The following is a 12142-nucleotide window of genomic DNA, read 5'->3' on the forward strand; positions in this document are numbered from 1 at the left end:
CGACGTGGGTGTGCCGTCGTCGACATTCCGGCATTGCGGCACTCTGGAGCATCAACAGCCGACGATGCGCGACGTGGGTGTGCCAACGTCGACATTCGGCATCGCAGCATCGCTGCATTACCAGCGTAAGTGAGCCTATGTGCGGCATCGTTGCCATCGCCGATCGTGATCCCCGTGCGCCGGTGAGCGCGGACGCCCTGCGGGCCATGGCGCGCACGCTCGTGCACCGTGGCCCTGAGGACGAGGGCGTGATCACGCGCCCTGGCGGCGGGCTCGCGTTCCGGCGCCTGTCCTTCATGGACATCCCGGGCGGCCAGCAGCCGTTCACCAACGAGGCGGGCAACGTCCACGTCGTCGGCAACGGCGAGATCTACAACTACCCGGACCTGCGCGCGCAGTTGACGAGCCTCGGGCACCAGTTCCGCTCCGGCTCCGACATCGAGGCGGTACTGCACGCGTACGAGGAGTGGGGCTACGAGTCCTTCGCGCGGCTGCGTGGGATGTTTGCCGTGGCGTTGTACGACGAGCGCACGCACACGCTGGTCGCGGCGCGCGATCGCGCGGGCGAGAAGCCGCTGTTCTACGCGCCGACGCCCCACGGCCTGTTCCTGGGCTCGGAAGTGAAGGCGCTGCTGGCCCGGCCCGAGGTCCCGCGCACGTTCGACCTCGCGGCGCTGGACCAGTTCCTGACGTACGAGTACGTGATCGCGCCGCGTACGCTGTTCACGTCCATCAGGAAGCTGCCCGCCGCGCACTACCTCGTGTACCGCGAGGGCGAGGTGCATGTGGCGCGGTACTGGGATGTCGCCGACACGCCGGTGCGGACGTGGACCGATGCCGACGCCGCCACGGCCGTCCGGGAGGCGCTGGCCGCCGCCGTCGATCGCCAGATGATGTCGGATGTGCCGCTGGGCGTGTTCCTGTCGGGTGGCATCGACTCGAGCGCGATCGCCGCGTTCATGGCTGACTCGGCGCGGCGCCGCGGTGTCACGGTGACGAGCTTCAGCATGGGCTTCCGTGACCAGAGCTACAACGAGCTGCCGTACGCGCGCGAGATTGCGCAGCGGTTCGGGCTCACGCACGTGGAGGACATGGTCACGCCCGACGTGGCGGGGCTCTTCGACCCGCTCGTGTCGCACCTCGACGAGCCGTTCGCCGACGTCTCGTTCTTTCCGACCTACCTCGTGTCGCGCCTGGCGCGGCAGCACGTCAAGGGCGTGCTGGCCGGTGATGGTGGCGACGAGCTCTTCGGCGGCTACGACGCGTATGCCGCGCAGGCGCTCGCCGCGCGCCTGTCGCGCGTGACCCCCGACGTGGCCTGGCGCCTTGCCGATCGCGTGGCGCGTCTGGTGCCGCCGTCCGCGCAGAAGAAGGGCGCGATCAACAAGGTGAAGCGGTTCCTCGAGGGGGTGACCAGCACTGAGGGGGCCCTCGGGCATTACCGTTGGATGACGTTCATGGACGCGGCCTCCCGCCGGCGCCTCTACACGCCCGCGATGCGCGAGGCCGTGCTCGGCGGCGACGTCCACCGCGAGGTGCGCGAGGCGCTCGGGGCCTACCGGGCCGACGACCCGGTGAACCGCGAGCTGTACGCCGACCTGCGCGTCTACCTGGCCGACGACATCCTCGTGAAGGTCGACCGCATGAGCATGGCGACGTCGCTCGAGACCCGCGCGCCCTTCCTCGATCCCGAGGTGATGGAACTGGCCTTCTCGATGCCGGGGCGCCTGAAGGTGCGCGGCAGCGAGCGGAAGATCGTGCTGAAGCAGGCGCTGCGGGGCGTGCTACCCGACAGCATCCTCTTCCGCAAGAAGGAAGGCTTCAGCATCCCGATGAAGAACTGGCTGCGGCAGGAGTTGCAGCCGCTGATGCGGGACCTGCTGTCGGAGGAGCGCCTGACGCGTCGCGGGCTCGTCGAGCCGACCGAGATCGCCCGGCTCATCCGGGAGCATGTCGACGGGCGAGCCAACCACGCGCACCAGCTGTTCTCGCTGATGGTCTTCGAGCGCTGGGCGGATGCGCTCGAGGCGCCCGTTCAGTTGCCGCGCGTCGTCGCCGCGTCGTAGGTCCGCGCCAGCGACTGGCGCTCACGCTCGGCGCGTGCCGGCGCCCATCCGAGCTCTGCGCCCATGAGGGCCACCGCATCGGCCACGGCGGCGTCGCCGGGATACCCCCGCGACCCGGCCTCCGTGCGGCGCAGCAGTGCGTCGCCGAGCGTGACGGCCATCTCTTCTCGCACTGCGTAGAGAATCTCTGCCCCCGTCACCGCCGTGCCGGCATGCGCGGGCGGCGCCGCCTGTCCGGCCTCGGTCCCCTGCGGGGCCCCGAGCGGACGCAGGAGATCGGGGCGACCATCGGCCAGCGCCACGACGTCGCGCCATGCCGTGCCGTAGTTCAGCACGAGCCGTTCGATCTGCGCCGCCGGGAGCTGCGCCGTGGCCTCGCGACGTGCGTCGGCCAGGTACCCGTCGAACTGCTCGATGTCGCCGCCTGACAGCCTCGTGGTCGCCGTGGCGCAGGGCGCCGTGGAGCTACCGAGCGCACGGACCAGCGTGTCCACGGTCCGCTCGGCCGAATGCCGCGCGGTCGTGTAGCGGACCCCCACGAGCGAGTAGAGCTGCGGACATCCGTCTTCGGCGTGGTCGATGAACGGGCTCTCGCGGAGCAAGGTGACGTGCCGAGCGCTGGCTTCCGAGGCCGGCAGGAGGCCACGGTGGACGAGGCGGATGTCGTCGGCGGTGATCGAGGCGCGGGGAAAGGCGACGTTCAGGTCGTCGAGCAACTGCGCCACGTACTCGGGGCGTGGCGCCAACTGGTCGGCCGTGGCCGTCCATGGGTCGTGACTCGTGCCCGCGATGGTGGCGCCGCGCCACGGCGCGAGGAAGAACAGGCGCCCTCGGGCGTTCCCTCCGACCGCGTGCGTGCCGCCACGGCCACGGATCACGAAGTTCATCGCCACCGACCACTGTGGCACCCGTCTGGCGGTGCCGGCTCCCCAGGCGCGCAGGGCGTCGGCCGTCCAGCCGCCCGTGGCAAGAAGCACGGCGCGGGCGCGGATCGGGAACGCGGGGCTGCCGTCTGCGAGGCCGTCCTTGGCCATCACTCCGACCACCCGGCCAGAGTCCTGTCGGATCAGCCCGACGGCCTGCACGTGGTTGGCGGCCTCGAGCCCGTGCGCAACGGCGGTCGAGATGAACGCGAGTTCGGCGCGCGAGCTGTTGGAGAACTGCGCGTCGTGCCACTCGATGCCGCCGGTCACGCCCTCCGGCGCGATCCAGGGCGCGAGGCGCAGGCATTCCTCACGCGGCAGGAGGCGGCTGCCCGGCAGGTGCTTGGAGGAGTCGGGCAGGTCGTTGCGGTCGCTGGCCAGCAGGTCGTTGAGCCGGAAGTAGAGACCCAGCGCCAGCTTGTGCCGGGTCAGCCTGTTGCTGGTCGGCAGCACGAAGGGCAGCGGGTGCACCAGGTGCGGCAGGATGTGCGACAGGGCGCGTCGCTCGCGCAGGTACTCGCGCATCTCGCCGAGGTGGCCGCGCTGGAGGGAGCGGACGCCGCCGTGGACCGTCTTGGCGTTGTTGAAGGAGGTGCCGCTGCCGAAGTCGCCCCGGTCGATGAGCGCGACCGTGAGGCCGCGCTGGGTGGCGTCCCAGGCAACCGTCGCGCCGTAGATGCCGGCGCCGACGATGAGGAGGTCGAACTCGCTGGTCGTGAGTCGACTCGGATCGCGTCGCACGCGCTTCGTATTCTACGATAGCGGGATGCACCCGACCGCGGCCCGGCCGCAGGGGCCCGTCACCGCCGCCGACGTCGCCGCCTACTGGAACACCCGCATCCACGACCTGGAGATGACCACCCACCCGGTGGGCACCCGCGAGTTCTTCGACGACCTCGACGATTACCGCTTCGACAAGCTCCACTACCTGCCGCGGCTGGTGGACTTCAACGGCTTCGCCGGGCAGCGCGTCCTCGAGATCGGCTGTGGCATCGGGACCGACCTGGTCAGGTTCGCCCGTGGCGGCGCCCGCGTGACCGGCATCGACCTGGCGCAGACCTCGATCGACCTGGCGCGGCAGAACTTCGCGATCCATGACCTGCACGCCGACGAGTTGCGTGTGGCCGACGGCGCAGCCCTGCCGTTCGACCAGGCGTCCTTCGACGTCGTCTACTGCCATGGGGTCCTCCAGTACGCCGCCGACGCGCCGGCCGTGGTGGCCGAGGCCCGGCGTGTCCTGCGCCCCGGGGGCGTGGCCATCTTCATGGTCTACAACCGCGTGTCCTGGCTGCACGCGATGTCGAAGGTCATGAAGGTGGGGCTCGAGCACGGCGATGCGCCGGTGTTGAAGCTCTATTCCATCCCCGAGTTCACGGCGCTGCTCGCGCCCTTCCGCAACGTGGAGATCGTGCCCGAGCGTTTCCCCGTTGCCTCGAGGCTGCACAAGGGATGGAAGGCGACGGCCTACAACTCGATCTTCGTCGGCACGTTCAACGCCATGCCGAAGCGCTGGGTGCAGCGGTACGGCTGGCACCTGATGGCCTTCTGCCGGCCGTGAGGCGGGCCGTATGGCCGCGCGTGGTCGGTGGGCTCGGCCTGGCGGCGATGGTGGCCTGTGGCGGTGCTGCTGCGCCGGCTGACACCGCGGCGCATGCGGCGCCCGCGCCCGTCGTCTCTTCGGCACCTGCGCCGGCCTCGGTGCTGCCGCAAACGGTTCGTCCCTTCCAGCGCGCGGTGAGCGGCGCGCTGGTATTCCAGTCCGATGTGCAGGGGCGGCCCAGGATCTTCGCCCTGGACCTCGCGACGGGGCAGGTGCGCGCAGTGACCACCGGCGGCGACTGGCGCGACGAGTCGCCGCGCTGGTCTCCCGACGGCCGTTGGATCGCGTTCACCTCCAATCGCGCGCACTACGGGCCATCGCCCGAGTCGGGGACGCCGGACACCGACGTCTACGTGATGCGGGCAGACGGCTCGCAGGTCCGTCGTGTGACCACCGACGCCGGTAACGATCACGACCCGAGTTGGGCGCCGGACGGGCAGTCCCTGGTGTTCTCGTCGGACCGTGCCTCGCGCGGCGACCTCTACCGCGTGCGTCTGGCGGACGGAGCCACGACACGCCTCACCACCAACTTCGTCGGGCGCGCCATCATGCCGGCCGTGTCGCCCGGCGGCCGGCAGGTCGCGTTTGCGGCGCAGACCCTCCGCGTCGGCGCGTTCTGGAACTTCCAGGTGCACCTGCTCGACGTCGCGAGCGGCCGCACATCGCCCGTCCCGGCGAGCGGCGGCGCGTGCTGGCCGTCGTGGTCGAGGGACGGGCGGGCGCTGTACAACGTGCAGCTCGAGCGCGAGCCTTCGGCCATCCAGCGCCGCGATCTCGCGAGCGGGGCAGTGTTGACCGCCCATGCGGACCCGACGCTGTGGAGCTACTACCCCAGGGTGTCGCCCGACGGGCAGTGGCTCGTCGTCTCGCTCAGTCGGGAGCATCACGACGGCGAGGACTGGGACCTGGCCCTCGTCTCGACGAGCGATCCCGCGCGCCGGATTCCGCTCACGACAGGGCCCGGCAACGACCGGCTGGCCGACTGGCAGCCGCGATAGGAGAGCGGGGCCGCCGCAGGATCGCGGTTGTGCGCACACGGCAACCGGGAAGGCCCCCATGAGGCTCGTCGCGGACGAGAAACCCGGCTTCGCGCAGGAAGCCTGGCGAGAGCCGGCCTCCCGAAGCGCCGGCCTCAACGACGAGTCGGCCTACCTGGCGGTCACGCGGACTGGCACGGGCGCCAGCCGGGCACGGAGCTCCGGCAGGTCGGTCACACGAAGAATGCCGGGAACGACGGCGAGCGTCATGCCCTGGTGGGTGTCTGCCTCGGCCAGCGCCAGGTAGCTCGCCGGCCCCCCGTCGAGCACCAGGGCGGCGGGGCGATCCACCTGCGCCGCGAGGAGCGCCGCCGGCGTCGTGGTGCCGACCGCATGCAAGCGCAGCGGCAGCGCCCGCGACGTCTCTGCCCTCAGCACGGACAGCCCGGCGAGGATGTCGCGTCCCTGCCATGCGACCACGCTGGTGCCGAGCAGCCAGGCGCGTGCGGCGAACTGGTAATCACCGGCGTACCCACTGGCGCCGGCACCCGGGGCGAGTGCCCCCGTGCCCCGGACGTCGATGGCGAGCACGACGTGCCCCTCGGCGAGCGCAGCCTTCACGGGCGCCTCCTGAGTCGTGGCGCCCGCCTCGTGCACGAGCAGCGTGGCGCCGGTGGGCGCGCCCGAGGGGCGGAACAGGCGCGCCGCGAGTTGCAGGCCGGGCTCCGGTTCGACGACGAGCCGCGCGCCACTGGCAGAGGCGGCGTCTCCCTCGCGCCGCAGGACGCGCCCCGAGGGGAGACCGCTCGCCGGCAGTCCCAGGAGGGCACGAATCGCCCCGTCCGTCACCGGCGCGCGACTGGCCGCGAGCGCGCGAGCCTCGGCGGCGTTCAAGTCCCTCACGGTGCGGCTGCCGCCTGAGGTCGCGAGTTGTCCGGTGGTCGTCACGCGCAAGGCGGTCTCGGGCAGGGGCGTGACCGGCGCCTCCACCGGCGACCCTCCACGGCCCAGCCAGCGGCCGAGGGCCTGGTAGGCACCCTCGCGCAGGGGTTGCGTCCAGCCGTGCGTGGCGTCGTTCTCGACGCGGGCCAGGCGGTCGGCCGCGCCGAGCAGGCCGTACAGCCGCGTGAGCTCGGCGGAGGCCGCGCGTGAACCCGCGATGGGGAAGAAGTCCTTGATGGCGCTGCTCACGAGGAAGCCGCGGGGCGCGGCAGCGAGGGCGAAGTCGGCGAAATCCAGCCCGCTCCCGACGAATCCCGGCAGGATCTGCTCGGCGTCCTGCGGGCCCGGCGCCTCCCACATGTCGGCCCACGACGTCATGTAGCACGACACCACGACGGCCGCGAGCCTGGGCTCAACGGCGCCGAGCAGCGCGGCCTGCGTACCGCCGCCGGAATTGCCGGCGACCGCCAGTCGAGTCCGGTCGACGTCCGGCCGGGCCACGAGGTAGTCGATCGCCCGCTGCATGTCGCGCACCATGTACGCGCCGAGCGTGCGGCCGGTCAGCAGCACCTGCTGACCCGTCATCGAATGCTCACGCGTGCCGATCCCGACCCGCGACCCCGTGCCGGCGGCGTTCGGGTACTCGAGGCGCTCGCCCTGCCCGAACGGGTCGATCGCCAACACGACGAATCCCCTGCGCGCGAGCGAGACCCACGCGTGCTGGTACACCGGTGATGCCTTGCCCTCGTCGGCATGGCCGGCCGTGCCGACGACCGCGGGGAAGGGGCCGGCGCCGTCGGGCACGTACACGTTGGACGTGACCCGAAGTCCTGGCGCGCTCTCGAACAGCAGGTGCTCGATGCGGTAGCCATCGCGGCGGGTCGTCTGCGTGATCGTGGCGTGCAGCGGTGCATCGACGGCAGGCAACGGCGCGAGTGACGCCTCGATGGCCGAGCGCGCCTCCCGCGCCCGAGCCTCGACCCCCTCGCGCGTCGTGATGCGGGCGATGCGGTCTCGACGGGCCTCGAACGCGGCGCGTGCCGCGCCGGTCAACCAGGCGTCGAATGCGGCGCGTTCGGCCGTGGGCGACGGTCCCTGCCCACCTGTCACCACTGAGGCGCTGGCGACGACGAGCGCCGCGAGGACGAGACGGGCCATACGGGGCGTTCCTGCCATCACGGCAGGAAGCCTACCACCGTGTCACTCGGGCGCGTCGGACTCGGCCGCCACCTTCCGGCGGGCGCCGGGGCGAGCCTCGAGCACGATGATGTTCCGCGGCACCAGCAGGACGTCGTCGGACCGCCGGGCATCGCGCAGGATCGCCCGGATCCCTTCGAAGGTCGGCCTGTCCTCGGCATCGATGCCTCCGTCCTCGAGCGCATCATGGATGCGCAGTTCGAGTTCGGCGACACTCTGCGGCGTGTCGAAGGCGATCAGGGCACGGCCGTCCGGCAGGGGCACCAGCGCGATGCCCAGGCGTCGTTCCAGGGCACGAGAGGGGCGCACGGTGATGACGGCGCGATGCCCGAAGGTGACCAGTTCCGCTGGCGGCCGGTCGACCGGGGCCGGTCGATCCTGAATCAGGCCGGCCACTGCGTGGCCGAGGTCCTGGTGCAGCTTGGCGAGCGAACCGATGACCCACTCCGGCAGCGTGAGGCTCACCACGCGGGTCGGCTCGTCGAACTTGCGGGGGCGGCCCCGCCCTCGTCGCATGGGCGAGATTGCGCCGGACATGCCAGCCACCAGGACGGGGGCGGCCTCGGCGTCGACGACGCCGGACACGCTGGCGAACAGCGCAGCGGCGCCCAGCGCCGGCCACAGCAGGGTCATGGGGCAAGCATAGGGCAGGTGCCGGGGGCTGCCAACGCAAAAGGCCGGGCGCTGGGCCCGGCCTCGATGTCCGTCCGTCACGCCGCCCACCCCCGGATCAGGGGCAGACGGTGGCGGCGATGGGCTGGCGGGCGGCCTTCCGCTTCTCGGCGCTGGCGCGCACGAGGAACCGCGCGTACGGCACGACCTGCTTGATGGCGGCCACGTTCATCTGGCACGGGCTCAGGCAGGTCGGGCACTTCTCATCGCGGATGTAGTTGCGGTGCGCCTGCGAGGCCTTGGCGAAGTACACCGCCTCGGGATCCTCGGTGACGGCATTGCCCACGACGTTGCTGTTCTCGCAGAAGAACATGCCGCCGTCCGGGTTCAGCATCAGCCCCTGCGTCTGGAACGGGCAGGGCGCCGTGCGGTGGTAGCCGTTGGCGATCATGTCCGCGTAATGCAGGTAGATGTAGTTCTGCCCGTCGAGCAGCGGGTCGTGGCGCACGCGATCGAGGAAGAACTCGCGCATGCGCTGCTCCTCCTCGCTGACCGGCTTGATGTCCTTGGCCAGGTCGGCGTTGCCCAGCATGGCCTCGGTGAAGCGGACCATGTTGAACACGATGTCGAGCTTCTCCCGGCGCGCCCACGCCAGGATGTTCTCGGCATCGTCCAGGTTCATCGAGAAGATGGTCGTGGAGATGCCGAAGTTGAACGGGTACGTCTTCTGGAGCTCCTTCATGGCCGCAATGGTCTGCTCGGCCTTGTCGAAGCCGCGCTTCACGCGCCGCACCTCGTTGTGCATGTCGCCGACGCCGTCGATCGACACGCGGGTGCTGAAGATCACCCCGCGCTCGTGACACATCTGCACGATCTTGGTGAGCATCGGGATGCCGCGGTGGGGCGTCAGTCCCGTCGTGTTGAGCGTCAGCTTGCGGAGCTTCGGCAGCTTGTCGATCAGTACCCGGACGATGTCCACCAGGTCGTTGCGGGTCGTCGGTTCGCCGCCCGAGATGCTGGCGTTCTCGATGTGCTTCCAGAGGGGCGAGTCGAAGACCTGCTCGATCTGCTCGAGGGACATGTCCTCCTTGCGGTTGCCACGCGTCCAGTTGCTGCACATGTTGCAGCGGGCGTCGCACACGAAGGTGACATGGAAGATCAACACGGTCGGGTGAAGCGCCTTCACCCGGCCGATGTAGCTGTTGACGAGGTCACGCGGAGCGGAAAGGGCGGCCTTGGCCAGGTACTTGGCCGCGTACACTTGCGCCATAAGTATCTGATGCTACAGCCTGTTGTGGTCCGGAGTCAAAGTCGGACCAGTGCAATCGCCATTGGCCGCCCTCCCGCCATGCCCCGGCTAGGGGATTCGCGTCGCCAGTGAATTCGTCCCTGCCGCCCACGTGACGCCGCCGGCATCGCTGTACATCGCGCGTTCGACCACGATCTGCGCCGGCGTGGTGCCCGTCGATTCGACGATGACGCCGAACCGTCGTCCCTGGGCTGAGGGGAAGTCGCTGCCCACGGGGACGTTGGTTCGTGAGCTGGCCGCCAGCGGGTAGGTCTTCTGCACCGTTGTGCCGTCCTCGAACAGGAGCGTGACCAGCGCGTCCCCGGCGACGGTCGAGGTGTTGGCGATGAGCACGTAGGTCGCCTGGTTGCGGGCGCCTCCGACCTCGCCTTCGGCCAGCGCCCAGCGGACGCCGGTCCTCCGGGAGCCGGCGGAGTTGTGCGCCTCGTGCCAGGTCGAGGAATCGCCGGGCCACCACATGGCGCGCTCCACGATGAGCGGGACGTTGTTGGTCGACGCCACGCGCGTGGAGACGGCGACGTCGGCCAGGGGAAATCCCGGGACGCCGTCGAACTGCTCGACGTCGACCCAGATGCCCGACCGCTGGTTGGCGGGGGCGACCAGGTCACGCGAGAACGTGCGACCGTCGCCCAGCAGGTACGTCACCGTGACGTTGGCGTCGTTGGCGGTCGGATTGGCCACCAGAACGAACAGGTCGAAATAGGGCCCCGTGGCGCCCTCGGCCAGGAACCACTGCGTGTTGGGCGTCGTGATGCCCATGCTCTCGTGGCCGGCGTTGAACGTCCGTCCCTGGTTGGAGAGGTACATCGCCCGCTCGACGATGATGGGCGTGTTGTCGAGCGACTCGACCACGGCGCTCAGTTCGGCGCTCGCCAGGGCCATGCCCACCCCGGGGAATTCCTCCACGTTGACCCAGATGTTGGTGCGCGAGTTCGGCGCCAACGCGTACTCCTTCTCCAGCGGCGCGCCCGTCGTCCTCAGGTAGCGCACGCGCACACGTGTCTCCTGCGACGAGGGGTTCTGGATCAGGTAGAAGAGGTTGAATCCGCCGATCGTCGCGCCTTCCGCGAGGTACCAGGTCGTCGACGGCGAGGACACGGCGGTTTCCGCGTGCGCGCCGTACCCGGTCGCGTCCCAGGTCATCGTGCGGTCGACGATCAGCAGGGCGTCCGACTCCACGACCGTCGAGAACTCCGCAGCGGCGAGGCCGGGCAGGGTCTTGGGGTTGACCGTGGCGCGCGACCTGGCGGGGATGGCCACCTGCGTCTGCACGGACGTGGCGCCGGTCTGGAACGTCAGCGTCGCCGTCGTTGGGCGATCACCAGGATTGAGCAGGGCGATCTGCGTGTCGAAGAAGTTGCTCGTGGCGCCTTCCGCGAGGTACTGGCTGAAGCGGGGCTCGAGGCGGACCGCACGGCAGCCCACGCCGGCGCGACACGCGCGGCCGGCAATTTGTCCGGCCTCGTTGACGTTCTGCAAGGTCTCGACGGTCCAACCTGCGCTCGATGAGTGGAGCAGGGTGTTCACGTCGAACATCTCGCCCATGTACCAGATGGCCCCCCGCGTGCCGCCGGCCAGGAGGTTGTACTCCCCAACGATGAGCCCCTGGTCGTTGATGTCCTGGGCCACGCTGTCACCACCGCCGATCGTGCCGAGGTTGGTCATCGTCCCGTTCTGCCAGAGGTAGGCACGCGCGTTGAACGGTCCCGTGCTCGCGCCGACGATCTGCCCCTTGTTGTTGATCGCCGTTGCGTAACTGAAGTTGGCCCCCGATCCGAGATTCACCATCGTGCCGTTCTGCCAGAGCACGGCTCGAAGGCTGCCGTCTCCCTGGAAGCTGAACCCGACGACCTGACCAGCGTCGTTGATGGCATTGGCCGCGCTCTGCAGGCCGCCCAGCGTCCCGAGGTCGGTCGGGGTCGTGGTGCCATTCCAGATGACCGCCCGGGAGCCGTCGCCGCCGGTCACCCCTGACGTGCTCTGGCCGACGGCCACGCCGCTGGCGTTGATGTCGAGGGCGCGAGCGTTGGTGTGCTGCGGCAGCGAGGCGAGCTGCGTCGGCACCGTGCCGTTCCAGATCATCGCCTTTCGGTTGTCCGTCGCGCCGGGCGCGCGTTCAAAGCCCGCGGACTGGTCGCTGTCGTTGATGGCGAAGGCCCGGCTCAGCGGCCCGCCGAGCGCCGAGCCGAGCGCCGTCATGCCCTGCGAGTCTGCGACGACCGCCTTGACGTTCGCATTGCCCGCGGCGTAGGTGCTGGACCCCGCAGTCTTGCCACTGGCGTTGATGCCGAGGGCTTCACTGTACGTGGCGTCCGGCACCAGCGCTCCGAGATTGACCACCACGTAGCGGGGTTGCGCCACAACGGCCACCGGGCCGAGGAGCAGCCCGGTGATGGCGAAGGCGCTGGCACGGACGAAGGGGCGGCACCGGCCCCACACGGAATGAGTCGTCTCCACAGTTGGTCTCCCTGCGGCGGCGATACGCCACCCACTGTGAAGAACGGAACGTCGAGTTC

Annotated in this window: 8 protein-coding genes; 3 read left to right on the forward strand and 5 right to left on the reverse strand. The window is 70.2% G+C overall.

Annotated elements, in window-relative coordinates; genetic code table 11:
• The first annotated feature begins 137 nt into the window (after positions 1-137).
• On the forward strand, positions 138-2066 hold the full coding sequence (gene asnB / locus ACIRDX_RS07230; RefSeq protein ID WP_396624734.1) for an asparagine synthase (glutamine-hydrolyzing): 1929 nt from the start codon (positions 138-140) through the stop codon (positions 2064-2066).
• On the opposite strand, the gene ACIRDX_RS07235 is transcribed toward asnB, so the two are convergent.
• A complete protein-coding gene (locus ACIRDX_RS07235) occupies positions 2036-3730 on the reverse strand; it encodes a glycerol-3-phosphate dehydrogenase/oxidase (RefSeq protein ID WP_396624735.1) in 1695 nt (564 codons plus the stop codon). The two genes, asnB and ACIRDX_RS07235, sit on opposite strands and share 31 nt — an antisense overlap.
• Positions 3731-3755: 25 nt before the next feature.
• Here ACIRDX_RS07235 and ACIRDX_RS07240 point away from each other — a divergent pair, with 25 nt between their 5' ends.
• On the forward strand, positions 3756-4547 hold the full coding sequence (locus tag ACIRDX_RS07240) for a class I SAM-dependent methyltransferase (RefSeq protein ID WP_396624736.1): 792 nt from the start codon (positions 3756-3758) through the stop codon (positions 4545-4547).
• Positions 4544-5587, forward strand: a complete 1044-nt coding sequence (locus ACIRDX_RS07245; RefSeq protein WP_396624737.1) for a hypothetical protein — start codon at positions 4544-4546, stop codon at positions 5585-5587. The genes ACIRDX_RS07240 and ACIRDX_RS07245 overlap by 4 nt, the downstream gene beginning before the upstream one ends.
• 150 nt (positions 5588-5737) lie before the next feature.
• On the opposite strand, the gene ACIRDX_RS07250 is transcribed toward ACIRDX_RS07245, so the two are convergent.
• The 4 genes from ACIRDX_RS07250 to ACIRDX_RS07265 form a co-directional block, all read right to left on the reverse strand.
• Positions 5738-7666 carry an alpha/beta hydrolase family protein gene (locus ACIRDX_RS07250; protein WP_396624738.1) on the reverse strand — a complete coding sequence of 643 codons (1929 nt, stop codon included), beginning with the start codon at positions 7664-7666 and terminating at the stop codon, positions 5738-5740.
• A 42-nt stretch (positions 7667-7708) separates the two neighbouring features.
• Positions 7709-8338, reverse strand: a complete 630-nt coding sequence (locus tag ACIRDX_RS07255; RefSeq protein ID WP_396624739.1) for a hypothetical protein — start codon at positions 8336-8338, stop codon at positions 7709-7711.
• A 97-nt stretch (positions 8339-8435) separates the two neighbouring features.
• The gene (locus ACIRDX_RS07260; RefSeq protein ID WP_396624740.1) at positions 8436-9587 is read right to left on the reverse strand and encodes a radical SAM protein; all 1152 of its coding nucleotides are present in this window, start codon (positions 9585-9587) and stop codon (positions 8436-8438) included.
• A gap of 87 nt (positions 9588-9674) precedes the next feature.
• Positions 9675-12083 (reverse strand): hypothetical protein, encoded by a 2409-nt coding sequence (locus ACIRDX_RS07265; RefSeq protein ID WP_396624741.1) that lies wholly within the window; start codon positions 12081-12083, stop codon positions 9675-9677.
• Positions 12084-12142: the final 59 nt, after the last annotated feature.

The sequence above is a fragment of the Luteitalea sp. genome (assembly GCF_044337415.1).
Taxonomy (GTDB): domain Bacteria; phylum Acidobacteriota; class Vicinamibacteria; order Vicinamibacterales; family Vicinamibacteraceae; genus Luteitalea.

Coding starts and splice junctions, on each gene's coding strand:
- asnB (WP_396624734.1), top strand. CDS start 138: ATGTGCGGCATCGTTGCCATCGCCGATCGTGATCCCCGTGCGCCGGTG.
- ACIRDX_RS07240 (WP_396624736.1), top strand. CDS start 3,756: ATGCACCCGACCGCGGCCCGGCCGCAGGGGCCCGTCACCGCCGCCGAC.
- ACIRDX_RS07250 (WP_396624738.1), bottom strand. CDS start 7,666: ATGGCCCGTCTCGTCCTCGCGGCGCTCGTCGTCGCCAGCGCCTCAGTG.
- ACIRDX_RS07255 (WP_396624739.1), bottom strand. CDS start 8,338: ATGACCCTGCTGTGGCCGGCGCTGGGCGCCGCTGCGCTGTTCGCCAGC.
- ACIRDX_RS07260 (WP_396624740.1), bottom strand. CDS start 9,587: ATGGCGCAAGTGTACGCGGCCAAGTACCTGGCCAAGGCCGCCCTTTCC.